General features: G+C 62.9%; 30 protein-coding genes and 1 pseudogene. 15 read left to right on the forward strand and 16 right to left on the reverse strand.

The window, feature by feature from the left end:
- Positions 1-6 precede the first annotated feature (6 nt).
- Together bchE and NKI52_RS05300 are read right to left on the reverse strand one after the other, a co-directional pair.
- Positions 7-1,545: a magnesium-protoporphyrin IX monomethyl ester anaerobic oxidative cyclase gene (gene bchE, locus NKI52_RS05295; RefSeq protein WP_352697246.1), complete on the reverse strand. Its 1,539-nt coding sequence runs from the start codon at positions 1,543-1,545 to the stop codon at positions 7-9.
- A 102-nt stretch (positions 1,546-1,647) separates the two neighbouring features.
- Positions 1,648-2,124 carry an Lrp/AsnC family transcriptional regulator gene (locus tag NKI52_RS05300; RefSeq protein WP_023677481.1) on the reverse strand — a complete coding sequence of 159 codons (477 nt, stop codon included), beginning with the start codon at positions 2,122-2,124 and terminating at the stop codon, positions 1,648-1,650.
- A 140-nt stretch (positions 2,125-2,264) separates the two neighbouring features.
- Between NKI52_RS05300 and phhA the strand changes: the two genes are divergently transcribed.
- Positions 2,265-3,098, forward strand: a complete 834-nt coding sequence (gene phhA / locus NKI52_RS05305) for a phenylalanine 4-monooxygenase (protein WP_352697248.1) — start codon at positions 2,265-2,267, stop codon at positions 3,096-3,098.
- Here phhA and NKI52_RS05310 read toward each other — a convergent pair.
- Positions 3,093-3,593: a MarR family winged helix-turn-helix transcriptional regulator gene (locus tag NKI52_RS05310; protein ID WP_023677479.1), complete on the reverse strand. Its 501-nt coding sequence runs from the start codon at positions 3,591-3,593 to the stop codon at positions 3,093-3,095. The two genes, phhA and NKI52_RS05310, sit on opposite strands and share 6 nt — an antisense overlap.
- Before the next feature lie 93 nt (positions 3,594-3,686).
- Here NKI52_RS05310 and NKI52_RS05315 point away from each other — a divergent pair, with 93 nt between their 5' ends.
- Positions 3,687-3,854, forward strand: coding sequence for a hypothetical protein (locus tag NKI52_RS05315; RefSeq protein ID WP_352455979.1), 168 nt, complete (start codon positions 3,687-3,689; stop codon positions 3,852-3,854).
- Between the two features lie 49 nt (positions 3,855-3,903).
- Here NKI52_RS05315 and NKI52_RS05320 read toward each other — a convergent pair whose 3' ends face one another.
- A complete protein-coding gene (locus NKI52_RS05320) occupies positions 3,904-4,665 on the reverse strand; it encodes a GGDEF domain-containing protein (protein WP_352568520.1) in 762 nt (253 codons plus the stop codon).
- A 161-nt stretch (positions 4,666-4,826) separates the two neighbouring features.
- Here NKI52_RS05320 and NKI52_RS05325 point away from each other — a divergent pair, with 161 nt between their 5' ends.
- Positions 4,827-5,534, forward strand: coding sequence for a pyrimidine 5'-nucleotidase (locus NKI52_RS05325; RefSeq protein ID WP_023677476.1), 708 nt, complete (start codon positions 4,827-4,829; stop codon positions 5,532-5,534).
- Positions 5,535-5,568: 34 nt separating this feature from the next.
- Here NKI52_RS05325 and NKI52_RS05330 read toward each other — a convergent pair whose 3' ends face one another.
- On the reverse strand, positions 5,569-6,408 hold the full coding sequence (locus NKI52_RS05330) for an LOG family protein (protein WP_352568521.1): 840 nt from the start codon (positions 6,406-6,408) through the stop codon (positions 5,569-5,571).
- A 145-nt stretch (positions 6,409-6,553) separates the two neighbouring features.
- Between NKI52_RS05330 and dapD the strand changes: the two genes are divergently transcribed.
- From dapD to NKI52_RS05350, 4 genes are all read left to right on the forward strand, one after another.
- Positions 6,554-7,408: a 2,3,4,5-tetrahydropyridine-2,6-dicarboxylate N-succinyltransferase gene (dapD, locus tag NKI52_RS05335; protein ID WP_352620596.1), complete on the forward strand. Its 855-nt coding sequence runs from the start codon at positions 6,554-6,556 to the stop codon at positions 7,406-7,408.
- 30 nt (positions 7,409-7,438) lie between these two features.
- Positions 7,439-7,816 carry a DUF805 domain-containing protein gene (locus NKI52_RS05340; protein WP_023677473.1) on the forward strand — a complete coding sequence of 126 codons (378 nt, stop codon included), beginning with the start codon at positions 7,439-7,441 and terminating at the stop codon, positions 7,814-7,816.
- A 21-nt stretch (positions 7,817-7,837) separates the two neighbouring features.
- A complete protein-coding gene (locus NKI52_RS05345; protein ID WP_352568523.1) occupies positions 7,838-8,626 on the forward strand; it encodes a hypothetical protein in 789 nt (262 codons plus the stop codon).
- Positions 8,627-8,961: 335 nt separating this feature from the next.
- Positions 8,962-10,062, forward strand: a complete 1,101-nt coding sequence (locus tag NKI52_RS05350; RefSeq protein ID WP_023677471.1) for a GGDEF domain-containing protein — start codon at positions 8,962-8,964, stop codon at positions 10,060-10,062.
- On the opposite strand, the gene NKI52_RS05355 is transcribed toward NKI52_RS05350, so the two are convergent.
- Complete coding sequence (locus NKI52_RS05355) at positions 10,052-11,083, reverse strand: 2-dehydropantoate 2-reductase (protein ID WP_352568524.1); 1,032 nt, start codon at positions 11,081-11,083, stop codon at positions 10,052-10,054. The two genes, NKI52_RS05350 and NKI52_RS05355, sit on opposite strands and share 11 nt — an antisense overlap.
- A 129-nt stretch (positions 11,084-11,212) precedes the next feature.
- On the opposite strand from NKI52_RS05355, the gene dapE reads away from it, so the two are divergent.
- The gene (dapE, locus tag NKI52_RS05360; RefSeq protein ID WP_352568525.1) at positions 11,213-12,412 is read left to right on the forward strand and encodes a succinyl-diaminopimelate desuccinylase; all 1,200 of its coding nucleotides are present in this window, start codon (positions 11,213-11,215) and stop codon (positions 12,410-12,412) included.
- Between the two features lie 2 nt (positions 12,413-12,414).
- Positions 12,415-13,023 carry a hypothetical protein gene (locus tag NKI52_RS05365; RefSeq protein WP_023677470.1) on the forward strand — a complete coding sequence of 203 codons (609 nt, stop codon included), beginning with the start codon at positions 12,415-12,417 and terminating at the stop codon, positions 13,021-13,023.
- Here NKI52_RS05365 and truA read toward each other — a convergent pair.
- From truA to def, 4 genes are read right to left on the reverse strand one after another with little or no spacing between them, the layout of a single operon-like run.
- A complete protein-coding gene (gene truA, locus NKI52_RS05370; protein ID WP_352568526.1) occupies positions 13,005-13,760 on the reverse strand; it encodes a tRNA pseudouridine(38-40) synthase TruA in 756 nt (251 codons plus the stop codon). The two genes, NKI52_RS05365 and truA, sit on opposite strands and share 19 nt — an antisense overlap.
- Before the next feature lie 18 nt (positions 13,761-13,778).
- On the reverse strand, positions 13,779-14,288 hold the full coding sequence (locus NKI52_RS05375; protein WP_352568527.1) for a GNAT family N-acetyltransferase: 510 nt from the start codon (positions 14,286-14,288) through the stop codon (positions 13,779-13,781).
- Positions 14,285-15,214, reverse strand: coding sequence for a methionyl-tRNA formyltransferase (gene fmt / locus NKI52_RS05380; RefSeq protein WP_352568573.1), 930 nt, complete (start codon positions 15,212-15,214; stop codon positions 14,285-14,287). Before fmt ends, NKI52_RS05375 begins: the two co-directional genes overlap by 4 nt.
- Positions 15,215-15,231: 17 nt before the next feature.
- Positions 15,232-15,762 carry a peptide deformylase gene (gene def, locus NKI52_RS05385; protein WP_023676950.1) on the reverse strand — a complete coding sequence of 177 codons (531 nt, stop codon included), beginning with the start codon at positions 15,760-15,762 and terminating at the stop codon, positions 15,232-15,234.
- A gap of 103 nt (positions 15,763-15,865) precedes the next feature.
- Between def and NKI52_RS05390 the strand changes: the two genes are divergently transcribed.
- Entirely contained in the window at positions 15,866-17,128 is a 1,263-nt protein-coding gene (locus NKI52_RS05390) for a DNA recombination protein RmuC (protein WP_352568528.1), read from the forward strand.
- Between the two features lie 39 nt (positions 17,129-17,167).
- Here the strand turns inward: NKI52_RS05390 and NKI52_RS05395 are convergent, their stop codons facing one another.
- The 3 genes from NKI52_RS05395 to NKI52_RS05405 form a co-directional block, all read right to left on the reverse strand.
- Positions 17,168-17,572: a GFA family protein gene (locus NKI52_RS05395; protein ID WP_023676952.1), complete on the reverse strand. Its 405-nt coding sequence runs from the start codon at positions 17,570-17,572 to the stop codon at positions 17,168-17,170.
- Between the two features lie 67 nt (positions 17,573-17,639).
- Positions 17,640-18,602: a cation diffusion facilitator family transporter gene (locus NKI52_RS05400; RefSeq protein ID WP_352568529.1), complete on the reverse strand. Its 963-nt coding sequence runs from the start codon at positions 18,600-18,602 to the stop codon at positions 17,640-17,642.
- A 122-nt stretch (positions 18,603-18,724) separates the two neighbouring features.
- Positions 18,725-19,534 (reverse strand): transglutaminase-like domain-containing protein, encoded by an 810-nt coding sequence (locus NKI52_RS05405; RefSeq protein WP_352501143.1) that lies wholly within the window; start codon positions 19,532-19,534, stop codon positions 18,725-18,727.
- A gap of 215 nt (positions 19,535-19,749) precedes the next feature.
- Between NKI52_RS05405 and NKI52_RS05410 the strand changes: the two genes are divergently transcribed.
- Together NKI52_RS05410 and sugE are read left to right on the forward strand one after the other, a co-directional pair.
- Positions 19,750-19,875, forward strand: a complete 126-nt coding sequence (locus NKI52_RS05410; protein WP_013528464.1) for a hypothetical protein — start codon at positions 19,750-19,752, stop codon at positions 19,873-19,875.
- A gap of 154 nt (positions 19,876-20,029) precedes the next feature.
- Positions 20,030-20,343, forward strand: a pseudogene (sugE, locus tag NKI52_RS05415) (quaternary ammonium compound efflux SMR transporter SugE).
- Positions 20,344-20,425: 82 nt separating this feature from the next.
- On the opposite strand, the gene NKI52_RS05420 reads toward sugE, so the two are convergent.
- Positions 20,426-20,854 (reverse strand): DUF6481 family protein, encoded by a 429-nt coding sequence (locus NKI52_RS05420; protein ID WP_023676956.1) that lies wholly within the window; start codon positions 20,852-20,854, stop codon positions 20,426-20,428.
- A 231-nt stretch (positions 20,855-21,085) separates the two neighbouring features.
- Here NKI52_RS05420 and NKI52_RS05425 point away from each other — a divergent pair, with 231 nt between their 5' ends.
- The 3 genes from NKI52_RS05425 to NKI52_RS05435 all read left to right on the forward strand — a co-directional run bounded on the left by NKI52_RS05425 (position 21,086) and on the right by NKI52_RS05435 (position 24,599).
- Entirely contained in the window at positions 21,086-22,147 is a 1,062-nt protein-coding gene (locus tag NKI52_RS05425) for an LLM class flavin-dependent oxidoreductase (protein WP_352697433.1), read from the forward strand.
- Between the two features lie 133 nt (positions 22,148-22,280).
- Positions 22,281-23,441: an AI-2E family transporter gene (locus NKI52_RS05430; protein WP_023676958.1), complete on the forward strand. Its 1,161-nt coding sequence runs from the start codon at positions 22,281-22,283 to the stop codon at positions 23,439-23,441.
- 156 nt (positions 23,442-23,597) lie between these two features.
- Positions 23,598-24,599 carry an LLM class flavin-dependent oxidoreductase gene (locus NKI52_RS05435; RefSeq protein WP_352634785.1) on the forward strand — a complete coding sequence of 334 codons (1,002 nt, stop codon included), beginning with the start codon at positions 23,598-23,600 and terminating at the stop codon, positions 24,597-24,599.
- 156 nt (positions 24,600-24,755) lie between these two features.
- Here the strand turns inward: NKI52_RS05435 and NKI52_RS05440 are convergent, their stop codons facing one another.
- Together NKI52_RS05440 and NKI52_RS05445 are read right to left on the reverse strand one after the other, a co-directional pair.
- Entirely contained in the window at positions 24,756-25,379 is a 624-nt protein-coding gene (locus NKI52_RS05440; RefSeq protein ID WP_352634783.1) for a L,D-transpeptidase, read from the reverse strand.
- A 254-nt stretch (positions 25,380-25,633) separates the two neighbouring features.
- The gene (locus NKI52_RS05445) at positions 25,634-26,653 is read right to left on the reverse strand and encodes a LacI family DNA-binding transcriptional regulator (protein ID WP_023676961.1); all 1,020 of its coding nucleotides are present in this window, start codon (positions 26,651-26,653) and stop codon (positions 25,634-25,636) included.
- Positions 26,654-26,660: the final 7 nt, after the last annotated feature.

A 26,660-nucleotide genomic window follows, 5' to 3' on the forward strand; every position in this document is an offset into this window, starting at 1 on the left:
AGGGGCTCAAGCGTTTGGCGAAATAGCGGTCACGGACTGACGCGACAGGCGTTCGACAACCATCGATTCCTCTTCCTCGTCTTGCGGCGCGCCCCAGAATTCGGCGAGCGTCGGGCCATTTTTCAGGCGGCGGTCGCGGACCAGAAAGCCCCAGACTTCGCGGAACCAGACGCGGCGGCCCATTTTGGTGTACCAGCGCATCGAATGCCGTTGCTCCGGATCCTTGTGGAACAGGATGCGCGCCAGCGCCTTGGGCCGCGACTGCACGGCCAGTTCGATCAGCTTGACGGCGAAGAACAACATCCACGGCTTGAGGCGCGTCATCCGCAGCACCTGGTGCTTGTAGTCCCACAGGCGGGCGTCCAGCTGGATCACCTTGCGGTCCCTGGCAATCCTGAAGAACGGCGTCCAGCGGTGCGGCGTTACATAGAGCGCCTGGATCTGGTCGGGGTCATAAGCGATCAGCTGGCGGAAGCCGCGCCAGAGGTCGCGCAAACTTTCGTCCTCGAAACCGGCCACCCAGGTCGCCATCGACAAGATGCCATTGAGGCGCAGCAGCCGTATCGCCTCGCGGTCGGACGAGGTGCTGCCGCCCTTGCGGATCAATGCAAGCGTCTGCTCGTCGGTATTTTCCATGCCAAGCAGCCAGCGGATGACGCCGGCCTGGCGATAGAGATGCAGGCTGTCGGCGTCGCGGACGATGTCGTCGGCGCGGGTGGAGCCGACGATCAGCACCGGCACATTCTCGGCGATCATCGCATCGAGAAAGGCGCGCCAGGCTTTTTTGGACGACGTCGGGTTCTCGTCGGCAAGGTTGATCAGCTCGACGCCTTGCTCGCGGTATAGCCAGGCAATCTCCCGCGCGAACTTCCCGGGGTCGCGGTGCCGCCAGCGCGTCCAGAAGCCGCGCTGGCCGCAATAGTTGCACAGATGCGGACAGCCTCGCGAGAACTGCATGACTACTGCGCGCTTGCCGCCCCAATAGCTGTAGCGACTGAAGTCGATCAGTTCCCAGCCGATGCGGTAATCGTCGAAATTGGCGATCGTCCTTGCCGGCCGGGTGGCAAAAGGACGGCGCAAATCGTCAGGAAAAGCGATCCCCGCCACGTCCGACAGCGGCTTGCGTTTCTCAAGCGCTTCGACCAGCGCGACGATGGTCGCCTCGCCCTCGCCGCGCACGATGAAGTCGAAGACCTTCGTTTCGGCCAGTATGTCGCGCCAGTGATAGGTCGGAAACACGCCGCCATAAATCAGGATTGTCGCTGGCTCGATGTCCTTGACCATGCCGGCGATCAGCAGGGCTGTCGGATGTGCAGAGGTCGAGCCGGAATGGCCGATCAGAATGCAGTCGGGATGGTCGCTCAAGGCGTCCCAGACCAGCGTGGCAAGCGGCATCGGCCCGAATTCGGCATCGACGAGCCGCACCTCGTGTCCCGCGTCGATCAGCGGACCGCCCAGTGCCAGCAAACCGAGCGGCGGCAGATGGTCGTCCGGCACACGGCTGCCGATGGCGGTATGCGGCGGGTTGATCAGGACGATTTTCATGGCGGGCCTTATGCAATGGCGGTCCGCATGTCGTAGTCGGCGATCTAGCTCTGGAGATTGGCCAGCTTCAGCAGTTTGTGTGCAGCTTTTCCGCAGAAATGCCTATCGTCTGAGATGTGCCAGCGGCACATGGCCGGGCCCCTTGATGTTCTGCAGCACAAGCTGCGTGTGTACGTCGCGCACGCCTTCGAGCCGCATCAGCCGGTGCATGACGAAGGCATTGAGCTCGTCGACCGACGGCACCATGACATGCAGCAGGAAATCGTAGTCTCCAGTCATCGTCCAGCACGACGACACCTCGTCCATGCGCTGCACGGCGGCGATAAAGGTTTCTGGCGAGCCGTCGCTGTGGGTTACGAGGCGCACCTGGATGAACACTTCGACCATCAGCCCGACGGCGCGGCGGCTGAGCACCGCAGCAAAGCCCTTTATGATGCCCGCCTGCTGAAGGGCCTCGAAGCGCCGCGCGCAAGGTGTCGTCGACAGCCCAATCTCCTGCGCCAATTCGGAGACCGGCTTGCGCCCGTCGCGCTGCAGGATGTCGAGCATCTTGATCTCGAATTCATCAAACTGAGGCATTTTCACTCTCCCAAAGCTCGATCGTGGAGTCTTTTACCTCCAACCCCGCATTTGAGCCACCATCAAAGCTGATTTGCCTCGCGCCATCCCGCTAGAATTTCCGGCAATCCGTTGATCATGATTTCCAGGGAGAGCAAGCCATGACAATGAACGTTGCCGACTATGCCCGCGAATGCGCGGCGCGAGGCCTTCGCGGCGATTATTCGGTCTGCCGTGCCGATTTCACCGTGGCGCAGGGCTACAATTACAGCGACGAAGAACAGGCGGTGTGGCGCACGCTGTGCGACCGCCAGACGAAGCTGACCAGGAAGCTCGCCCACCACTCCTACCTCGACGGCGTCGCGGCGCTCGGTCTTCTCGACAAGATCCCGGATTTCGGTGCGGTCAGCGAGAAGCTGCGCAAGTTCACCGGCTGGGAGATCGTCGCCGTGCCGGGGCTCATTCCCGCCGCGCCGTTCTTCGACCACCTCGCCAACCGCCGGTTCCCGGTCACCAACTGGCTGCGAACCCAAAAGGAGCTCGACTACATCGTCGAGCCCGACATGTTCCACGATTTCTTCGGTCACGTGCCGATCCTGACGCAGCCGGTCTTTGCCGACTTCATGCAGATGTATGGCAAAAAGGCCGACAGCGTGATTGCGCTCGGCGGCGACGAGATGATCACCAGGCTTTACTGGTACACCGTCGAATACGGGCTGATACGCGAGCCGGGGCAGCCGCTGAAGGCTTTCGGTGCCGGGCTAATGTCATCCTTCACCGAGCTTCAGTTCGCGGTCGAAGGCGGCGAGGCGCACCATGTCCCCTTCGACCTGGAAACCGTAATGCGCACCGGCTACGAGATCGACAAGTTCCAGCGTGCCTATTTCGTGCTGCCGTCGTTCGACGCCCTGCGTGATGCTTTCGAGACCGCCGATCTTGCGGCGATCGTGGCGCGCCGCAAAGGCGAGCCAGCGCTCGACCCGGCGAGCCTATAGGCTGTCGGCTGTTTCCAACGCCTCGGCCTTCAGCCGGGCCAGTTGGTCGCGCTGAAGGTCGAGGGACGCCGTGACGAAGCGCAGGATCGTGGCGAGCTCAGTGTCGCTGAATGTGGCGATCACCTTTTCCCCCTCCTGCGCGATCGCGCCATAATAGCGCGTCGATAGTTCTCGCGTGAGTTCCGTCGCCTCTATGACCACCTTGCGCCTGTCCTCAAGGCTGCGCGTTCGTGTCAGCAGGCCGCGCGCCTCCAGCCGGTCGATCAGCGCGGTGACCGCGGCCGGCGTCAATCCTGTTGCGGCCGCGACCTCGCCAGCCGATCGCGGGCCGCCATAGAGCAGCGCCAGGCAATGGCGTTCCGCCATACTCAGCCCAAGCCTATCGCCCACTGCCTCGTCATAAGCCTGCGTCGCGTCCTGCCAGCCCATAATGGCAAGGCTGATGGCGGTCTTCATGTCGGCCCGATTCATGCTTGACGAATTTATTTCGACCATCTAACTATCAATCTGCCTAACATTACGTCCATTATAGTAATATGCTGCATCAGGCGCAAGGCAAGGCCTGTCGCAGCCTGCAAGGAGTGAAACATGAATCAGACCCCGACGCGCGGCCCACTCACACCGGCCGAGGAGTTCAAATATGCCAAGCTGGCGATGGAGTGGTATGGCTGGGGCTCTCCCATTGGCCTTGGCATCGCTCTGGTGGCGGTGGCGGCGGCCGCCCTGCTGTTCCGCATCGCCATCTTCGGATTTTGACAGTCTGGCAGCGGCGCGGTTGAATGCAGCAGAAGGCTTAGGGCCGAGCTCAGGCGGCTTCGGAAATATCGCGGTCGATGATCGACAGATTGCGGCCGCGATGCTTGGCCTCGTAGAGCCGCTGGTCGGCGGCGCGCATTAGCTCCGACACTGCGGCGTCTCTGCCGCAGGTGATGCCGCCAATACTGACTGTCAGCGGAACCGTTCGTTCGTCGACGGGCCGGAAACGGATACGCTCGACTTCACGCCGGATGCGCTCGGCGACGCGCCTGGCCTCGTGTTCGGTGGCACCAATCAGAAGGGCGCAGAATTCCTCGCCGCCGATGCGGCCAAGCACGTCGCCGCTGCGCACGCCACGCTCTATCGCGTTTGCGATCAGGAGCAGCGCATCGTCGCCGATCAGATGGCCGTAGCTGTCGTTGATGGTCTTGAAATGGTCGGCATCGACGATCAGCAATGCCCCGCGATCGGATTTGCGCCGGGAGCCGTCGAGAGCGGCAAAGAAACTTTCGCGGTTGAGCATGCCGGTCATGTCGTCGCGGCTCGCCTTTTCCGCCAAACGCCTGTGCGCGGCGGCGAGTTGGGCATGGGCGCGGGCGAGCTCGCGATGCGCGGTCTGCAACCTTTCGCCCTGCCAGAACGTATAGGCGCCGACGCTCCAGGCAAGCGCGAGCGGGCACACGGTGGATGTCAGCCAGATGGTGCGATTGATCGGAAACCCCATTGCCGGCACGACGATCAGCGTCAGCAAAAGCGAGACCGCGACGGAGGCGAAAGCGATGGCGGCAGACTTTAGAAATATGCGATTCATCGCTTGCTCCCACTGGTCCGTCTTGGTTCCAACAAAGCGCTGAATGTCACCTTTCGGCGATGCTTAAGATTTTAATCATGGCACCATTTTTACCACCCAGGGCGCGCATAGGTTGTGGATAAACCTCCTGTTAGAAAGATCGTTTCGTGCCATAAGGACGTATGACCACACTTCCCGACCCCGCCCGCTTTGCCCATGTCACCGACTGGGTGTTCGATCTCGACAACACGCTTTATCCGCATCATTCGAATCTGTTCTCGCAGATCGATGTGAAGATGACCGCCTACGTCGGAGAATTGCTGACGCTGCCGCGCGAGGAAGCACGCAAGCTGCAAAAGGAGCTCTACCGCGAATATGGCACGACGCTGAACGGATTGATGACGCGCCACGGCATCGACCCCGACGATTTTCTCGAGAAGGTCCACGACATCGATTATTCCTGGCTGGTTCCAGATCCCGTCCTAGGCACCGCCATTCGCCAGCTTCCCGGCCGTAAATTCATCTTCACCAATGGCGATCGCCGGCATGCCGAACGCACCGCGCGGCAGTTGGGCATTCTCGAGCATTTCGATGATATTTTCGATATCGTCGCAGCCGGACTGAACCCCAAGCCGGCGCGGCAATCCTATGAGAAATTTGCCGAACTCCACGCCGTTACCGGGCAAAATGCGGTGATGTTCGAAGATCTTGCCCGCAACCTGTCGGTGCCGAAATCGCTGGGCATGACCACAGTGTTGGTGGTGCCGCGCAATTTCGAGCCGACCTTCTCGGAAATCTGGGAACGCGACCCGGCCAACGAGGACGATGTGGACTTCGTCACCGACGACCTCGCCGGCTTTCTCACGGCGATCGTGGAAGTCCCTGCTTGAGGCAGCCGGCGCGCTTCAAGTCCTTGCTTGCATGTCAAAGTTTATAGAAGCGGCTGACGATCCCCCAGGCCTCGTCGGCAGTGTCGACGAAATCGATGATATCCTGGTCGCCGGGCGTGATCGTGCCTTGCTCGGCGAGGAAATCGAGGTCGATCGCCCTTGCCCAGAAAGCCTTGCCGAACAGGATGACCGGCACGCGTTCCATGCGGCCGGTCTGGATCAGGGTCAGCGTTTCGAAGAACTCGTCCATCGTGCCGAAGCCGCCTGGAAATACCGCAACGGCCTTGGCACGCATGACGAAATGCATCTTGCGGACCGCGAAATAGTGGAAGTTGAAGCAGAGTTCCGGCGTCACGTAGGCGTTTGGCGCCTGCTCGTGCGGCAGCACGATGTTGAGACCGATCGACGGCGCGCCAACATCGTCGGCGCCACGATTGCCGGCCTCCATGACGCCCGGCCCGCCGCCGGTCACCACGACGAATTCGCGAAAGTACGAGGTGGCCGATTGCTGCGAGCAGAGGCGGGCGAATTTGCGCGCCTCCTCGTAATATTTGCTGTTTTGCTCGAGGTTCTTCTTCTGCGTCTCGTTCTTGGCCGCCCAGGCTTCGCCGCCGGGCTCGGGAATGCGGGCGCCGCCGAACAGGATGACGGTCGATTGGATGCCGCGCTCGGCCAGGATCATCTCCGGTTTCAGCAGTTCGAGCTGCAGCCTGACCGCGCGCAACTCGCGCCGCGTCATGAAATCGGGATCGTTCCAGGCCAGCCGGTATGTCTCCGCGCGCGTTTGCGGCGTGTCCGGCACGCTTCTCGACCGCTCCAGATCCTCGTCCGAATGCGGCAGCGGCGTCCATCCCGTCTTTTCCATGGGAGTCATATTTGCTTTACCCGTCCAATCATTCACCTGCGCCGTCCCGTGACGCTGCCGCGATTGACCCTCCCCAAGCCTTCACATAGGGTCCGCGCGACTTTCAAACAGGTTAAGGCGCCGGCCCTTAACAGCTTGGTAATGGAGCGAATTCATGTCGAAGCCCGATCTCGCGAGCCTCGAGGAGATTATCGAGAACGCCTTCGAGGAACGCGACACGATTTCGACCGCAACCCGCGGCGAGACGCGCGAGGCCATCCAATCGGCGCTCGACCTGCTCGACCGGGGCGTCGCCCGCGTCGCCGAGCGGCAGGCCGACGGCAAATGGCACGTCAACCAGTGGCTGAAGAAAGCGGTGCTGCTGTCGTTCCGGCTCACCCCGATGGAGATCATAAAGGGCGGTCCCGGTCAGGCGGTATGGTGGGACAAGGTGCCTTCGAAGTTCGACGGCTGGAGCGCCGTCGATTTTGAGAAGGCGGGCTTCCGCGCCGTGCCGTCGTCGATCGTGCGCCGCTCCGCCTATGTCGCGCCCGGCGCCGTGCTGATGCCGTCCTTCGTCAATATCGGCGCCTATGTCGACAGCGGCACCATGGTCGACACCTGGGCTTCGGTCGGCTCCTGTGCCCAGATCGGCAAGAATGTGCATCTGTCGGGCGGCGTCGGCATCGGCGGTGTGCTGGAGCCGATGCAGGCCGGCCCAACCATCATCGAGGACAATTGCTTCATCGGCGCCCGTTCCGAAGTGGTCGAAGGCTGCATCGTGCGCGAAGGCTCGGTGCTCGGCATGGGCGTCTTCATCGGCCAGTCGACCAAGATCGTCGACCGCGCCACCGGCGAGATCTTCTACGGCGAGGTGCCGCCTAATTCCGTCGTCGTCGCCGGCTCGCTGCCGGGCAAGCCTTTTCCAAACAACGAGCCCGGCCCCAGCCTCTACTGCGCCGTCATCGTCAAGCGGGTCGACGCCAGAACCCGTTCCAAGACATCGATCAACGAATTGCTGCGCGATTGATCTTTCTCAACGAATACGGACGGAATTCGCTTGCCTGACAGATCAGACCTCATCTGGCTTTTCTTCAGAACTTCGGGCCGCGTCAGCCGCGCGGCCTATTTTCTGGGAGGACTGCTGGTGGCCATCATACAGGCCCTCCCACTCTACCGTTTCACGCTGGTTCCGGAAGGCACTACCGAGAGCAACATGTGGTCGTTCATTTTCTTCATCGCCTTCATTGCCTCGCTTTGGTCGAACGTGGTGCTGGCGGTGAAGCGGTTGCACGACCTCGACAAGCCGGGCGTTGCGGCGCTGGTGCTGTTCGTGCCGGTTGTCTCGATTATCGCTTTCCTCGTGCTTTGCCTATTTCCCGGGCAGCCGGGACCCAACCGCTACGGCAAGCGCACCAACGCACCGGCCGAACCCTGAGCGCCGATCGGATATTTCGTCATGCGCTACCGCTCGCTTGATTCGAAACTGATCCTCGAAACCGCCGAACGGCTGGAAGAGCGCGTCGCCGAGCGTTTTCCCGATGCCGGCTTGCGCGGCGTCGCCGCCGAGCTCGTGTCGCTGTCGCGCGATCTGGCAAAGGCAGCCAAGGCGCTGGAGGCGCCGATCTGGTGGCTGCGCGGCCTCATCATCGCCGCCTTCGTCGTCGGAGCGCTGATGTTCCTGTTCGTCGGCACAATCCTGCCGCTCGGCCGCATCTCGGGAAACCACGATGCCTTCCAGTCGATGCAAGGCATCGAAGCCTCCCTCAACATGATCATCCTCGCGGTGCTGGGCTTTCTGGCCCTGATTCGCTCCGAGGAGCGGATCAAGCGCAAGCGGGTGTTTCGCCAGCTCCACGGGCTGCGTTCGCTGATCCACGTCATCGACATGCACCAGCTGACCAAGGATCCGGCAACGCTTTCAGCCAGTTTCAAGCCGACTGCGCATTCGCCAGCCCGCATCACCAACGCCGCCGACCTTGCCCGCTATCTCGACTACTGCTCCGAGATGCTGTCGATCACCGGCAAGATCGCCGCGCTGTTTGCGCAGTCGGTCAATGACGCCGTGGTCATCGACGGCGTCAACGACATCGAGAACCTGGCTTCGAGCCTCTCGCGAAAGATCTGGCAGAAGATCACGCTGATCGAAACCCCTCATGGGCAGCCGGCACGTGCGGCGAAGACCTATCCCGAGCCGGGTCCGCCGCGTCGGCCTGCAGTCCGCAGACAACCGGGGCCGGCAAGCTAAAACCGGCCATCCGGCGGCAGATCCGCTAGAACGGTTCATCGTTTCGCAGAAACGCCGAACCGCTCTATCTTTTTGTTTTGACGCAATTCCGGACGGAAAACCGCTTCACACTTTTCCTGGAATTGCTCCAGAGCGGCGGAACGGGGAGTTCCGAAAGCCCGGTTTTGCGCCGGATGCTCTAAGCGAATGTTAATCACCCTGGCCCAGCATGCCGGCGAAGACTGTGTCGACCGGCACGGAGCGCTCGACTGGCAAGCGACCTATCCCTGACCACCAACGAGCCGCGCAAAACGTGGAGCGCCGCCGCTCGCCTGTTTGCCTGGTTCTCTTCGCCGATGAAATTGGAACCGGAAGCTGTCCGCGCCCGGCTTCTCGACACCACCTTCGAGCGCAAATTCGCGGTCCTGTTCGGCACCATCAGCGTTCTGTTGGTTGCGGTCAGCGCCGCTCTTGCCACCGGGGATTGGTGGCCCTACGCCTGGATTGCCGCCGACCTGATGCTTTTCACCGTCCGCGTTCTGCTGATGCGGGAATGCGAGCAGGCCCGCAGGCGCGGCTCGAAAGGGCCGCTGGCGGGCCTGATGGCAGCCAGCGGCGTCTGGTCGGTCGTTTTCGGCCTCGGCTGCTATGGCTGTGTTGCCAGCGGGAATATGGCGCTTTCCGTACTTGCCGCCTTGAATGTCGCAGGCGTCGTCGGCGTGGTGTCGTCACGCAATGCGGCGACCCCGCGCTTCGCCATATTCGTCATGTTGGCCGTAAGCCTGCCTTACGTGGTCGGTGCATTGTTTTCTGCGGCGCCCGGAATGCCGATCGTCGGAATTCAAACGCCGTTCTATGTGGCCGGCGTCATCATCGTGCTGCTTCAGAACCACGCAATCAATGCCCGCATGATCCGCGCCGAACTGGACAATCGCGACCTGGCCATCAAGGACGCGCTGACCGGCCTGCCAAACCGCATCTTCCTGCAGGAGAAATTGCGCGACATGTGCCGCGACCTTGCGGCGCCGGCCGCCAATGGCGGCAAGCCGTTTGCAGTGCTCAGCATGGATCTCGACGGTTTCAAACAGGTCAACGACCGTTTTGGCCACGCCGTCGGCGACGTGCTGCTGCGCAAGGTGGCCGAACGATTGAAGCGCGGCTTCCGTCCGGGGGACGTGGTCTTCCGTATCGGCGGAGACGAATTCGTCATTCTTTTGCCCGCAACCTCGGAGATCGAGGCCACCTACCTGGCAAAGCGGGCCATCGAAAAGGTCTCGGTCCCCTTCGACCTCGGGGTCGGCTCCGCCATCCATGTCGGCTTGAGCGTCGGCAGCGCATGCGCACCCGCCGACGGAGGCGATCCGGAAATCCTGCTCACCTGTTCCGACCATGCGCTCTACGAGGCCAAGCGCACCGGCAAGGGCCGTTACTGGGCGCCTGTGCGGGCTACGATCTGACGGTCGCGACAACGGCTTCCGGCGTCTGGCAGGGCGATCCGCGCCTCTTCTGCTCGGCCGCGCGCACCAGTGCCGTAACATGCTTCAGCAACGGCGCCGGCGTGCCGGCCTTTTCGGCCAAACGCAGGACCGCGCCTTGCAGTTCGCCGATCTCCGTCGGCCGGCGGCGCTGAAGGTCATCCCACATCGACGAACGCGCGGCAGGATCGATGGCAAGCATCCGCCGCGCCAAGAACTTGAACAGCCAGTCGGGCAGGCGAAGCACTTTCGGCAGCAGCGCGGGACGCAGGCCGGCGATGCGAGCGGGTTCGATGCCCGTCGCCATCATTGCCGCCAATGCTTCGTCGATCTGGCCGGCCAGGATCAGCCGCCAGCGGCGATCGGCAAGCTCTGCCGCCAGCGGCAGGCCGGAAAGCGCCACCAGCGCGTTGTTGAGGTTGAGCAGCAGCTTGCCCCATAGCACCGCTTCGATGTCACCATGCGTGGCAACGGCAAAGCCCTCAACGTCAAGCAGTTCGTCAAGGCCTGTCGGACCCTGTTCGATCATCACCTTGCCGCCGCTGGCGCGGTGCAGACGAAGCGGCAATTCGCCCTCCGCCGATTGGACCACGTTGAACGGCACCATGCCCGCGAGCACCCGCCGGGCGGCGAGATGGGCTCGCAACTTATCGGCATTGTCGACGCCGTTCTGCAGACTGAGTACCACCGCATCCGGTCGGGCATGGGCCGCAATAAGCCCGGCCATGTCCTGCGTCGCGCCGCTCTTGACCGTTAGCAGGATGACATCGGCACCGGGGAATGCCGCGGCCGGATCGGCGGTGACCGACAATGCCTCCGGCTTGACGGATCGGTCGCGGCCATCACGGTCGGTGATGCGCAATCCACCTTTTTGCAGCGCCTTCTCGATGCGAGGCCGCGCCAGCAGAACCACCTTTCGTCCGGCAAGTATCAGGCAGCCGCCGGCGTAGCATCCGATACTGCCGGCACCGGCGATTACGATCGTCCTGCCATGCGTGATCATGCGATGGCCCTGTCCTGGTCGAGAGGCCTGGCCGCAACTATACGGCATGAAAACCATAATGTCGGCGGCATGGCTGGCCCTTATGTCTGGCCGTGACAGGCCTTGCGCTTTCGACTATCGCTTTTGCCCATGACGCTGCCTACCGATCCGACCAGAAATCTGGCTGCTCTCATCCGCTGCGCTTCCGTGACGCCCGCCGAAGGCGGTGCGCTGAGCGCGCTGGAAGAAATGTTGAAGCCGCTCGGCTTTGCCGTCGAGCGCCCGGTGTTTTCCGAATCCGGCACACCTGACATAGAGAACCTTTACGCGCGGCGTTCCGGCAACGGCCCGCATCTGATGTTTGCCGGCCATACCGATGTCGTGCCGGTGGGCGATGAAACAGCCTGGACGCACCCGCCCTTTGCCGCCGACATCGCCAATGGCGAGATGTTCGGCCGCGGCGCCGTCGACATGAAGGGCGGCATTGCTTGTTTCGTCGCGGCGGTAGGGCGACATATTGCGCAGAAGGGCGGCCCGAAGGGTTCGGTCTCGCTGCTGATAACCGGCGACGAGGAAGGGCCGGCGATCAACGGCACGACGAAACTGCTCGAATGGGCGGCTGTCAAGGGTGAGAAATGGCATGCTGCGATCGTCGGCGAGCCGACCAATCCCGACGCGCTCGGCGATATGATCAAGATCGGCCGGCGCGGCTCGCTCTCCGGCACGGTCGTCGTCAACGGCCGCCAGGGACACGCCGCCTATCCGCAGCTAGCCGACAATCCCGTGCGCGGCCTGGTGACGCTGGTCGACGCCTTGCTTGACCCCGTCTTCGACAACGGAACAAGGGATTTCCAGCCGACCAATCTTGAGGTCACCTCCATCGATGTTGGCAACCCTGCCACCAACGTCATCCCAGCGAAGGCGGCGGCTACCTTCAATATTCGCTTCAACGACACATGGACCGTCGAGACGATCCAAGCCGAGATCCACAACCGCCTCGACCGGGCGGCGAAACGCAAGAAATACCGCGCCGGCAAGAAGACGCCGGTCGACTACGAGATCGTCTGGCGCGACGGGCCGAGCCATGTTTTCCTGACACGCGACGACAGGTTGATCGAGACGCTTGGCGGCTCGATCATGGCGGTGACCGGCAGAGAGCCGGCGCTCTCCACCTCCGGCGGCACCTCCGATGCCCGCTTCATCAAGGATTATTGTCCGGTGGTCGAATTCGGCCTTGTCGGCAAGACCATGCACATGGTCGACGAACGCGTGGCGATTGCCGACCTCGAGACGCTGACGCAGATTTATCTGCGCTTCGTTGAAGACTGGTTTGCGCAGGACATATCCTAGTGATGCTTTCAGCGGATGAAACCTACGCTTCGCTTGCCGGTGCCTGGCGGCTGATGCTCGGCAAGGCCGACGGATTTCGCCTGCTCGACCTTTCGGCGGACGGTTTCTGGAACTCCTTTTTTGCCATCGTCGTCGCGGCGCCGGCACTGATCGTCGGCTGGGTCGGTATTGCCAACGAGATCGGCGATCCCAACGCATTCGTCGGCCGTTTCAGCATGTTGATCCGCCTGGCCACCGTCGATATCGGCGCCTGGGTGCTGCCGCTCATAGGCCTCGCCCTGGTGGCGCCGCGGGTCGGCGTCGGCGGCCGTTTCGTCCATTATGTCGTGGCCAGCAATTGGGCCTCGGCGATCATCGCCTGGATGATGCTGCCATCGGCGTTGATCCGGCTTTTCCTGACGTCGGCCAACGAAGTCTCCGGACTCGTGTCGCTGCTGTTGTTCGCGCTGTCGATGGTCTTGACCTGGCGGATGACCAACGTTGCGATCGGCAGGGGTGCGGCCGCCGGCAGCGCCGTTTTTGCCGGCATGTTCGTGGCGTCGCTGATCGTCCTGTTCGGCCTGCAGGCGCTGCTCGGGATCAGCGTTCCGGATCAGCCAGGCGTCGGATAATCGACGCCGACGAGAAACAGCCCGTCGGGCGGCGCCACCTGACCGCAGGCGGCACGGTCGCGCGCCTCAAGCGCCGCCTTGAGGTCGGCAACAGTCCAGCCGCCTTCGCCGACACGTTTGAGCGAGCCGACCATCGAGCGCACCTGGTTGTGCAGGAATGACCGCGCCGAAGCGCGGACCTCAATGAAATCGCCCGCCCGGCTGACATCCAGCCGGTCGAGCGTGCGGACGGGGCTGGTGGCTTGGCACTGGGTCGAGCGGAAGGTGGTGAAATCATGCCGGCCAAGCAGCACCTTTGCCGCCTCGTGCATGGCACCGGCATCGAGCTGCTTCGGTACCCACCAGATCTTGCCCTTGTCGAGCGCCGCCGGCGCGCGGCGATTGACGATGCGGTAGAGGTAATGGCGGCCGATCGCCGAGAAACGCGCATCGAAGCCATCCGGCACGACGGCGGCCTTCAGGATGGCGATGCGCACCTTGGCCGCTTGCAGATGCGCGTTGACTGCGTCGCGCACCTTGTCGCCGGGCCATGCCTTGATCAGATCGACATGCGCCACCTGAGCGGTCGCATGGACGCCGGCATCGGTGCGGCCGGCGGCGCGCAGCGAAACCTGCTGACCACAGAACTTCTCGATCGCCTGCTCGATCGCCTGCTGCACCGATGGCTGGTTGGCCTGGCGCTGCCAGCCGGCGAAGAGACTGCCGTCATATTCGATGTCGAGGCGAAAACGCGGCATTCCCGGATCGAGGCGAAATCAGGCGGCAAGGGCTGAGCCGAAGGCCGAGGCGTAGACCAGCCTGCCGGTCTCCGGCGCCTCGCCCCAGGCAAGCGCCTGCAGGGCTTCGCCCTGATAGTCGCTGTCGAATTTCGCGGCACGGGCACGGCTGTAGCCGAAACGCCCATAATAGGCCGGATCGCCGAGCACCACGGCGAGCGTCTCGCCGGCAGCTTTCAGGCGGATATGAGCCTCGCGTACCAGGGCACCGCCGATGCCGGTGCCGTGGAACGACGGCTCGACCGCTAGAGGCGCCAGCGCCACCGCCGGGAAACTCTTGCCGCCATTCTGCACGAAGAGCCGTGAAAACAGGATATGGCCGACCACTTGCCCGTCTTCGTCCGCCACCAGTTCGACGACGGCATCACCGCCGGTGACCAGCGCGTCGACCAATCCGGCCTCCGTCTGCTGGCCGAACGCGTGTTCTTCGACAAGGCGGATCGCCTCGCGGTCCCGCGGCGTCGCCGCGCGTATGGACATCATGCTCATGACAATTTCATTCCTTTTTCGAGCTTGGCCCCGCGCAGAAACTCCTGCGCGGCAATGGGCCTTGCGCCCGCACGTTGAACTTCGACCAGCCTGATCGCGCCTGACCCGCAGGCGACCGTCAGACGGTCATCGAGAATTCCTCCCGGTTCGCCGGCGCCTTGCGAGAGCGTCGAGCGAAGCAGTTTCAGCCGTTCCACGCGGCCGCCGATTTCGGCCTCGCACCATGCACCGGGAAAGGGCGACAGGCCGCGAATCTGGTTGTGCACGTCGCCGGCAGGTCGCAGCCAGTCTATGCGAGTCTCCGATTTATCGATTTTCTTGGCGTAGGTCACCCCCACCTCCGCCTGTGTGGTAAATGTCAGCGTATTCCGCTCCAGCCGTTCGAGCGCTTGCACGATCAGCGCAGCACCGAGGACCATCAGCCGGTCGTGCAGATCGCCGGCCGTCATGTCGGGTCCAATGGGACATTTTTCAACCATTGCCACCGGCCCGGTGTCGAGGCCTTCCTCCATCCGCATCACCATAATGCCCGTTTCGGTATCGCCGGCCATGATGGCGCGCTGGATAGGGGCAGCGCCGCGCCAGCGCGGCAACAGCGATGCGTGACCGTTGAGGCAACCGAGCCGCGGCGCCTCGAGAATGGGTTTGGGTAGAAGCAATCCGTAGGCGACGACCACGGCGACGTCGGCGCGCAAGGCGCGGAACGCCTCCTGCTCCGCCTCGCTCTTCAGCGACACCGGCGACCGCACCTCGATGCCAAGCCGCTCCGCCTCGCGCTGCACCGGCGACGGCGTCAGTTCGAGCCCGCGCCGGCCGCCGGCGCGCGGCGGCTGCGTGTAGACGGCCGTCAACCCGTGCCCGGCCCCGGCAATCGCCCGCAGCGTCGGCACGGAGAATTCAGGCGTACCCATGAAGATGACACGCAGGGGCATTTCGTCGACGCCTACCCCACCATCTTGCCCGGCGCCTTGTCCCTGGCGAGCTTCTTGAATTTCTTGACCACCATGTCGCGCTTCAGCTTGGAGATGTGATCGATGAACAGCACGCCGTTGAGGTGGTCGATTTCATGCTGCAGGCAGGTCGCCATCAGCCCCTCGGCCTCGATCTCCTGCAGCTTGCCGTCGCGGTCGAGAAACTTCACCCGCACCGCCGCCGGACGCTCGACCTCGGCATAGTAATCCGGGATCGACAGGCAGCCTTCCTCGTAGACCGAACGCTGGTCGGAGCTTTCGAGGATTTCGGGATTGATGAAGACGTGCGGTGCCGGCGTCTCGTCCTCCTTGGCCAGGTCGATCACCAGCATGCGCAAGGGTTCGCCAACCTGGATCGCCGCGAGGCCGATACCGGGCGCGTCATACATGGTGTCCAGCATGTCGCCGGCCAGTTTGCGCAGATCGCCGTCGACACGCTCGACCGGTTTTGAAACCTGGCGCAGGACGGGATCGGGGAGGATGATAAGCGGCTTGATCGACATGGCGTCTCACCTAAGACCTCGCAGGAAAAGCGTCAACCGGGGCGCCTTCGGGTCGTTCACGTTTTGATCTGTGCCGGCAGACCGAATCATCTATGCTGTCGACATGAACGATCTGGCCACCATCCTGTCCGAACCTGTCGCCCGCCTCGGCGCCACCACGATCACGCTCGGCCAAGCCCTGGGTTTCGGCGCAATGCTGTTCCTCGGCCTGTTCGTGGCGCTCGTCGTTGCGCTCTGGCGATCGGCCAAGGCGCGTGCAGTGGCGGCCGCCGAAGCCGCCGACCACGCCCGCGACGCCGAGGTGCGGATGGCTGGTATCTTGGCAAGCCAGGCGGAAATGCAGGGCCGCATGGGCGCCATCGCCGAAGTGTTCGGGGCGCGCCAGGCGGAACTGACACAGTCGATCGGCCAGCGTCTCGATGCCATGACCGGCCGCCTGGGCCAGACCATGACCGAGCAGACGAGATCGACGCATGAGAGCCTCGCCAAGCTGCAGGAACGGCTGGCGGTCATCGATATCGCGCAAGGCAACATCCAGTCGCTGGCCGGCCAGGTCGTGCAATTGCAGGCGATCCTTTCCAACAAGCAGACGCGCGGCGCCTTCGGCCAGTCGCGCATGGAAGCCATCGTCGCCGACGGATTGCCGCACGGCGCCTATGAATTCCAGGCGACCTTGTCGAATGGCAGCCGGCCCGACTGCCTGGTGAAGATGCCGAACGGCGCACCGTCGCTTGCCATCGACGCAAAGTTTCCGCTCGAGGCGTGGAATGCCATCCGTGCCGCCGAAGGCGCCGACCTGCAGAAGTCCGCTGCACAGGCTTTCCGCCGCGACATCGAGGTGCATGTCCGGGATATTTCCGAAAAATACCTGATCCAGGGCGAGACGCAGGACACCGCCTTCATGTTCGTGCCCTCAGAATCGGTGTTCGCCGAAATCCATGAGAATTTCGAGGCCGTTGTCCAAAAGGCGCATCGATCGCGGATCGTCATCGTCTCGCCATCGCTTTTGATGCTGTCGATCCAGGTCATCCAGGCAATCCTCAAGGATGCCCGCATGCGCGAGCAGGCACACCTGATCCAGGGCGAGGTTATCCGGCTGATGGAAGACGTCTCCCGGCTCGACGAGCGGGTGCGCAAATTGCAGACGCATTTCGGCCAATCGGCCAAGGATATCGACGACATTCTGGTCTCGACATCGAAGGTGACCAGGCGCGGACAAAAGATCGAGGCGCTGGAGTTTGGCGTGCAGCCGGCGGAGGACACCGCTGGTTCGAATGGCAGCGGAGCAAAAGCGGAAAGCAGCCCGCGCGTCGCCGATTCGAAAACCGGGCAGTTGAGGCTAAGGGTCGTCGAAGGCGACGATTGAGAGCTACGCCGGAACCGGAGGCTTCGCCCGGGTCTGGCGCTACTGCTCCTCGATGATGGTTGTGCCTTCGAATTCCGGCAGCCAATGCAGCGCCGAGCGGTGCCAGATCTGCTTTCTCGGCACCAGTTGCTCGCGCTGCCGTGCCGTGCCGACCCTGATACCGTAAACCTTCGGTCCCTCGCCCGCCGACGTGGCGTAGAGATGCGAGCCGCACTCACCGCAAAATGCCTGGGCGCGCTTGGCGCCGCTCGAACCGGTCTTGATGTAGATCTTCGGCGTGCCCTTGGTGATCCTGTAATTGTCCTCGGACGCCGGCACGGTGACGCGAAAGGCCGTTCCGGTTAGCTTCTGACAATCGATGCAGTGACAAATGGTGGTCTTTTCCGGATCGACTTCGGCCTCGTAAGTGATAGCGCCACAATGACACGCGCCGTCGATTTTCATCTTCGTTCCTCCTGGAGCTTTTGCCCGCAATCATAACCGGGACTGCCCGATGGCGCAGCCATTTTCCTCAGGCCGGTTCCCCTCCGGACGCCGCCAAGGCCTTGCTCCGGCGTTCCCAGGTGCCGGTGGTCTGCGGCTTGACGAACAGCCGCGTCACCTCCGGCATCTCCGCTTTCAGCCGCGTCTCGAGGCGCTCGACACAGGTCTCTATCTCCGGCGCCGACAAATGATCCTCGAACTCGATGCTCAAAGCGGCGACGATCTCCTGCGGACCCATATGCAGCGTCAGCACGCCATTTGCCCGTTGCACCGCCGGGTCCTGCTGGACGATGGCCAGCACCTCTGTTTGCACCTCGGGCGAGGCCGGCTCGCCGAGCAGCAGGCTCTTGCTTTCGCGCGCCAGGAAGATCGCGGTCCCGCCCAGGATGAGCGCGATGCCGATCGACGCGGCGCCGTCGAGCTTCGGCATGTCCAGCAGTTCCGCCGCCGATATCCCGGCGAAGGCGACAACGAGGCCGAGAAGTGCCGCGCTGTCCTCGAAGAGTACGGTGTAGACACTCGGATCCTTGCTGAGCTGCACCGCCTCAAGCCAGCCGTGGCTGCCTTTTTGGTGGCGGAATTCCTTCAGCGCCACCAGCCAAGAGGTGCCTTCGAAGAGAAAGGAAAGGCCAAGGACAGCGTAGTTCACCTTGGCGTTGGCGATCGGCTCCGGCGCCATGATGTGCGTCACGCCTTCGTAGAACGATATGCCGGCACCCAGTGCAAAGACGAGGAGCGCGACGATGAAGCTCCAGAAGTACAGCTCGCGGCCATGGCCGAGCGGATGCGTGCGGTCGGCCGGCCGGGAGGCACGGTGCATGCCGTAAAGCAGCAGGCTGCCATTGCCGGTATCGACGAGCGAGTGGACGCCTTCCGAGAGCATTGCCGAGCTGCCCGTGAACAAGGCAGCGGCAAATTTGGTCAGTGCGATCGCAAGATTTCCGGCGAGCGCCGCATAGATCACTTTTTTCGACCCGCCATGCGCCGCCATGGTGTGCTGCCTTGGTTGATGCACCGAGATTGGCGGAGCGCCCGCCCACGCTCCACAGCTCTCACAACGCCCGAAGTGCCCAGTTGTTCACAAGGTCAGTTGTTAAAAAGGGCGGCGCGGGGCTATTCGACGACCTCGTCCGTCCAGACCTTGAAGCCAGCCAGCGCGCCCGGCCCAAAAATGTGGGTCAGCGGCACATCGGCGGCATCGCGTCCGGAGGCAATCAGGATGCGGCCGATGCGCGGCGCGTTATTGCGCGGGTCGAACGCGTGCCAGCGGCCGCCGAGATAGACCTCCATCCAAGCGGCGAAATCCATGTCCGACCACGGCTTTGGCAGGCCGATATCACTGATATAGCCGGTGCAGTAGCGGGTCGGAATGTTCAGGGCGCGGCAGAAGGCAACAGCGAGGTGAGCAAAGTCGCGGCATACACCACTCTGCTCGCGATAGGCCTCGGCGGCGGTGCGCGTCGGCCGTGCATTGAAATAGTTGAAGACGATGTGGTTATGGACGAAGTCGCAGACCGCCTGGACGCGCGGAATGCCGAGCGGGGTGCTGCCGAACAGCCGCCACGCTTCATTCGACAGCACGTCGCTCTCGCAATAACGGCTGGGCAGCAGGAACAGCAGCGTCTCCGATGGCAGATCGCGCACCTCGTGCTGCCACGCCGTCAGCTCGCGCGTCTCGAAGGAGCCGGGGTCGCGGATCACCGCGTCGGTGCCGAACGCAAAGCGCCCGGCCGGCGCAACGAAACGGTTGCACCAATTGCCGAAACTGTCGCGGTAGCTTTCGATCGGCACCGGCGGGTTCGACGTCAGGAAGTCCGGCCGCTCAAGATCGGATGCGCGCGAATAATGGACGTTTAGCATCGCGATCAGCGGTGTTTCCTGCGGGAAGTCGAAGCTCATCTGGCAACCGATGTGGATCCGCATTGTCGTCCTGACCGGCCTGCCTGATCATCAGCCGGCGAAACGCAAGGGCTGATGCTGCAGTGCGAAGAAGACCATGGCACGGACCGCTGCGGTTTACGAGGGAATTAGAAACCGGTTGACAGCCATCGGCCAGGGCGACTGCACGGCAGCGGCCTCTTGCAGTCGAGCGTTTTCTCTTGTTTCACTTCGCCAGACATCAACTGGAGGAACGAATCATGGCTAAGGGTGCGATGAAGGCAGGCAAGGAAGCCCGCAAGCCGAAGAAGGACGCGAAGAAACCCGCTCCGGCGCCGGCCCTGAAGGCACCGCCGGTGAAGGCGATGAAGCTGAAGGACAAGTAGGGCCGCAGCTACCGTTTCGGCTTATTTCGACCGGCCGCAAACGCGGCCGGTATGATTGTTCATTAAGCTCACGCGCATCCCCTATGGATGCGGCGAAGGCAATTTTTGCGCTTTTCAAGAAATCGGCCGGAAGCCATCGAAACGGAGCGTTCCGATGTCGTGGATTTTCCTGTTGTTCGCCGGACTGTTCGAGATCGGCTGGGCGATCGGCCTCAAATACACCGACGGATTCTCGAAGCCGCTGCCGACCGTCCTGACGGTAGCCTCGATGATCGTCAGCCTGACCTTGCTCGGCCTGGCGCTGAAGGCGTTGCCGGTCGGCACCGCTTACGCGGTGTGGACCGGCATCGGCACCGTCGGCACGGCGCTGTTGGGATATGGCTGCTCGGCGAGCCAGCGACGGCGATCAGGCTGGCCTGCATCGCGCTAATCGTCTGCGGCATCATGGGACTGAAGCTCGCGGCTTAGCCGATTCTGACGGACGAGCGCGTTCGGGGCCGCTGCAAGGCGGCCCTGATTCTTGAATTCGGCTGATCAGTGCCGGAAGGCGCTATCGCGCGGAGAAGCCGGGCGGCGTCCTGCCGGTGCGCTGCTTGCGCGCCGCATAGCGTGCGTCACGCTTAGCCTTGCGTTCGGCCTCGTCGGCAAGAAAACGGGCGATCCGCTCGTTCTCTTCAGCTTCCCGGATCTTCGCTTCGGCCTGTGCGGCTTCTTCCGCGGCGATGCGTGCCGCTTCGGCAGCTGCCTCGCGCTCGGCCTTTTCGGCCGCTTCGCGCGCCAGCTTTTCCTGCTTCAGCCTGGCCTTTTCGGCCTCGCGTATCGCGCGGGCCTCGAGGATCGCCTTGCGCTCGGCCTGTCGTGCCAGCACCGCTGGATCATCTGGCGCCGGCTTTGCCTTGAAGCGCTCCAGAAGCGCCTTCTTTGCCTCGTTTGCGGCATTGCGCCGCTCGAAAACGTCTTTTTCCCTATAGATAGCCAAGTCCACTTCCCTGAAGTCAATTTGCGAGGCTTACATACGCGCGAAAACCGAGAGTTCAAGCGCCAAAACGGTATGCCAGCCATGAAATTCTGATCTGTTGCAGCCGGGAGACGCCATTTCGATTGAATTCGGCTGAAACGGACATGCACTGTTCACCATCCGGCCCTCTGGCGGCGCGGCGGGCGGGTCGCTACCTCTAGCGCGAAAAACAAAACGCCAGGATGACACATGATGGAACTCGGTCTCTATACCTTCGCCGACGTCAGCCCGGAAACGGGGCCAGGCGCCATCGGTGCGCATGAGCGGCTGCGCAACCTGATCGAGGAGATCGAACTGGCCGACCAGGTCGGCCTCGACGTGTTTGGGCTGGGCGAGCATCACCGTCCCGATTATGCCGCTTTGGCGCCAGTCGTGGCCCTGGCCGCGGCGGCCGAACGCACCAAGCGCATAAAGCTGACCAGCGCGGTCACCGTGCTTTCCTCCGACGATCCGGTTCGCGTTTTCCAGCAGTTTGCGACGCTCGACCTTTTGTCCGGCGGCCGGGCCGAGATCATGGCCGGGCGCGGTTCGTTCATCGAATCGTTTCCGCTGTTCGGCTACGAACTCGAAGACTATGACGAGCTCTTTGCCGAAAAGCTCGAACTGCTGCTCGCCATCCGCGATCATGTCAAGGTGACCTGGTCGGGCAGTCTGCGCGCGCCGATCAACGACCGCGGCGTCTATCCGCGGCCCTTGCAGGACAAATTGCCGATCTGGATCGCCGTCGGTGGAACACCGCAATCCGTCGCCCGCGCGGGTGTGCTCGGGTTGCCGCTGGCACTGGCGATCATTGGTGGCGAGCCGGCGCGGTTCGCACCGCTGTTCGACATCTACAGGGATGCAGCCAGGCGCGCCGGCAACGATCCGGCAAGCCTTGCCACCAGTCTCAACGTGCACGGCTTCATTGCCGACACCACGGACCAGGCAGCCGACGATTTTTACGGGCCGCAGGCCGAGGTGATGAACCGCATCGGCCGCGAGCGCGGCTGGGGGCCGACATCGCGGGCGCATTTCGACCAATCGCGCGGCCCAAACGGCGCGCTGTTCGTCGGCAATCCAGAACAGGTGGCCGAGAAGATCATTGCCCAGCACAGAATATTCGGCAACGACCGCTTCCTGCTGCAAATGGCGATCGGCACCATGCCGCACGCCAAGGTGATGAAGGCCATCGAACTCTACGGCACCAAAGTGGCGCCGATCGTGCGCCGGGAAACTGCGAAGGCCGTTCCCGCCGTGGCGGCGCCGGTTGCCTGATTCCCGGTCACCTGATTCATTGCCAAGGCCGCGAGGCGGCCTTGCCGGTGACGCCAGCTAACGGAACCTTGAAGCGACAGAGGCGTTTTCGCCAACGGTCTGCACCAATCGCGGTGTGCCGCCGAGGGTCAGAATGAAAGCCGAACCCGACGCTTCGGGCGCAAGCGCTGCCGAAAGCCCGGATCCGCGCGTCGAGGCGCGGGCGGATGCGCATCTGATGCGTTCGCTGCTCGTCGGCATCTTCATCCTCATGGCGATCTACGCGCTTTACTTCGCCCGCGCCTTCTTCATGCCGGTCATTCTGGCTTTCCTGCTGGCGCTGACGCTGACGCCGATCGTTCGCTTCCTGCGCAAGCATGGCATGCCCGATGTCATTTCAGCGACACTGTTGGTGCTGCTTTCGTTCTGCCTCGTCGCCGTCGCGGGATATCTGCTCAGCGGCCCGGTCATCGACCTCATCAACAACACCTCGACGATCGGCCAGCAGCTTACCGAACGGCTGGCACAACTGCGCCGTCCGTTCGAACGGATCGTGGAGATTTCGCGCCAGATCGAGGGCCTGACACAGACATCCCAGGAGCCGGGCGTTCAGAGGGTGGCGACGGCGCCATCCGGTATTCTCTCGCAGGCCGCCGGCAATGTGCTGTCGGCCGGCGCCAGCGTTACCATCGTCTTCGTCCTGTCGCTGTTCCTGCTCGCCTCGGGCACGATGTTCTATGAAAAGATCGTCCAGTCCTTCCCCAGTCTCAGCGAAAAGAAGCGGGCGCTGCGCGTCGTCTACGACGTAGAACGTGAAATCTCGCATTATCTGCTTACTGTCACGGTCATCAATACATGTCTCGGCGTGGTCATCGGGCTCGGCCTGTGGGCGCTCGGCGTGCCCAACGCGCAGGTCTGGGGCGCGGCAGCGGCTCTGCTCAATTTCCTGCCATATATCGGGGCGCTGACCACCATCACGCTGGTTACGATCATCGCGCTGATAAGCTTCGACACGATTTCCTATGCGCTGCTGGCGCCGGCCTTCGTCCTTATGTGCGATGTCGTCGAAGGCCAGTTCGTGACGCCGACGGTGGTCGGCCGCCGTCTCGAAATCAACGCAGTGGCGATCCTCATCGCCATCGCCTTCTGGTCGTGGCTGTGGGGTTTTGTCGGCGCGCTGCTGGCGGTGCCGCTGCTGGTCGTCATCAAGGTGTTCTGCGATCATTTCGACGGTCTCAGCCATGTCGGCAATTTCCTGGCGGCGCAACACACGGCAGCGATCGAGGACGAAGAGATTCCCGAGGTGAAAAAGTAGCGGCTTAAAGGGTCAAAAGCGTCCCCCCGATGGTGCAGATCACGACCTTGCATCGGTCGCACGTCCGTTGTGCCCTCAGCGCTCCATCAACATTTTGAATTTGCCGCCTCGGCAACGGCTTCCTACATCCCTTCGGCCCACAGGAAACCCGCGCCGATGACCGTTCTTTCCGTTCTCGACCTGTCGCCGATCGTCGAAGGCAGCAACGCTTCACAGTCACTCGCCAATTCGCTCGATCTCGCCCGTCATGCCGAGCGGCTGGGTTACCGGCGCTATTGGCTGGCAGAGCACCACAATATGCCGGGCATCGCCAGCGCCGCCACCTCGGTGGTCATTGCCCATGTGGCCGGCGGCACCAATACGATACGCGTCGGCGCCGGCGGCATCATGCTGCCCAATCATTCGCCGCTGGTCATCGCCGAGCAGTTCGGTACGCTTAACGCTCTGCATCCCGGCCGCATCGATCTCGGCCTCGGCCGGGCGCCCGGCACCGACATGGCCACGGCACGGGCGCTGCGCCGTAACCTCGACGCTGGCGCCGACAATTTCCCGCAGGACGTCGTCGAGCTGATGGGCTATTTCCAGCCGGCCGAAGACGGCCAACGCATCCGCGCGGTGCCCGGCGAAGGCGAAAAGGTGCCGATCTGGATTCTCGGTTCCAGCCTCTACGGCGCGCAGCTTGCCGCCATGCTCAGCCTGCCCTACGCCTTCGCCTCGCATTTTGCGCCGGCCGAGCTCGACCATGCTCTGGAGATCTACCGCTCGCGTTTCCAGCCTTCGGAGCAGCTCGACAAGCCTTATGTGATGCTCGGCCTCAACGTCTTCGCCGCTCCTTCCGATGCCGAGGCGCGGCTGTTGTTCACCTCGCTGCAGCAGGCCTTCGTCAATCTGCGCACCGGCCGGCCCGGCCGATTGCCGCCGCCGGTCGAAGGATATGAGCGCGACCTCGATCCAATGGCCAAGACCATGCTCGGCCAAGCGCTTTCCTGCGCCGTCGTCGGCTCCCCGGAAACGGTCAGGCAAGGCATCGAGGCGTTTGTGCGCCGCACAGGGGCCGACGAGCTGATGGTCACAGCGCAGATTTTCGACCATGCGGCGCGGGTGCGCTCGTTCGAGATCCTGGCCGACGCTCACAAATCGCTGTCGGAAGCTGCCTGAGAGTTGGTTCGCCACTTGCCACTGTTGCGGGCAAGGCCGGCCTTAGGCAGGGAACATCGCGAACAGGTGTGCGAAGACATAGCGAACATTTCGCGCGTTTTACGCGGAGGTTTTCGATCCGTCATGCTCGTCCGTTAGCGGGAAACGCGGCGTCCACTAAATAACGATCACCTTGGTGCCGATTGTGGCGCGGTCATAAAGATCGATGATGTCCTGGTTCATGAGGCGAATGCAGCCCGCAGACACGGCTTTGCCGATGGACCACCATTCGGGGCTACCGTGCAGGCGATATCCAGTGTCACCCTTCTCGTTGAAAAGATAAAGCGCCCGCGCACCGAGCGGGTTCACGAGTCCGCCCTCCATATGGGCCGGTATGATGCGGCCTCGCTTCTGCTCGCGTACAATCATGGCGGACGGCGCGCTCCAATCCGGCCATTCGCGCTTCCTCGCAACGTGAGCAGTGCCATGCCACTCGAAGCCCGCCTTGCCGACGCCGATGCCGTAGCGCAGTGCCTGACCGTCTCCTAACACGTAGTAGAGGAACTTCGCTCCTGTATCGACAATGATGGTGCCCGGCGCCTCTTCAGTCGCATAAGGCACTGTCTGCCGACGGAACTTTTGGTCAACCTTGTAGATCGGAACCGGCGGAACGCGAAAACCGGCGTCGGTGAGGCCGCCATAGGCCGAGGGGAAAGTCTTTAATGCGCCGCCGGTGGTGCAGCCGAAGAATGCGACCATCCCAGCAAGTACCAGCCCGATTAGGATCGATCTCACGCGCATGACTCAAGCCGGCGCCCGTGTGGGCGATCAGCCGCATCTCGTCATATTCCTAAACCGACATGCTTCGATTGCCAAGATTTTCCTGACTGTCGGCTGGCTGATTGTTGGCCACTTGGCTCGATCGGCGCCGCGTCCTTCAATTGCTCGGTTTTCGAAAGACGAACGCCCGTAGTGGCTGCGAAGGCCCGGGGTCGGCAGGACAGAGGGAGCGCTGTCCGTCCGGCATTGCAAAGTTTCTGAACAGAGCCCAAGCGCTACGCGCTGACGCTCTGCGCGATCGCACCTGGCGGACGGCATGAATTGCGGATCATCAAGCGTCCCTTGAGCGTCAGTTTGCGCGGCGGCGCATCCCTGTTTCCGGCGAGCCGGTCGAGCAGCAGATTGGCCGCCTGTTCGCCAATCGCCTGCACCGGCTGGGCGACCGTGGTCAATTGCGGCCGGAACACATCCGACCACGGAAAATCGTCGAAGCAGGCGACCGAAATATCCTCCGGACAGGACAGGCCGATATCGCGAATGGCCTTCATGGTGCCGATCACCATCGGGTTGTTGGCCGAAAAGATGGCGCTCGGCCGGTCGTGCAGCGAAAGCAGCTGCATGGTTGCGTTGTAGCCATCGACTTCGTGGAAGTTGCCGAAGCGGACGAGTTCGGTCTCGGCCGGCAGGCCGGCGGCCTGGAGGGCCTCGCGGTATCCCGCCATGCGGTCATGCATCGGCGAGATATCGAACGAGCCGGAGATGTAGCCGATGCGCCGATGGCCGAGATCGATCAGGTAAGTGATGGCGTCGAACACCGCGCGCTGATTGTCGAGAACGACGGCATCGGTGTCGACACCCTGGCAAACACGGTCGAGCAGCACGACCGGCACATTGGCGTCGTCGACAATCCGTTTGAGGATCGCGCCGTCACCGACACGCGCGACGATCAGTCCGTCGACCATGCGGTCGAGCAGCAGCCTGATCTGGTCGTCCTGCGTGTTCAGGTGCTCGTCGGTGCAGCACAGCATGACGGCGTAGCCGGCCCTGTCGAAAGCCTGCTGGATGACCGAAACGACGTCGGTAAAGAACGGATTGGTGATGTGTGGGACGGTGAGCCCGATGGTGCGTGTGGTGCCCATCTTCAGGCTGCGGGCAATGGCGTTGCGCTTGTAGCCGATGTCGCGGATCGCCTGTTCGATGCGCTGGCTGAGCTCGGGGCTGACGGTCGCGGTGCCGTTGATCAGCGCCGATACGGTGGCCACGGAAACACGCGCGGCCTCGGCCACATGAAGCATAGTCGGA

The organism is Mesorhizobium sp. M0590 (assembly GCF_040320905.1).
Classification (GTDB): Bacteria; Pseudomonadota; Alphaproteobacteria; order Rhizobiales; family Rhizobiaceae; genus Mesorhizobium.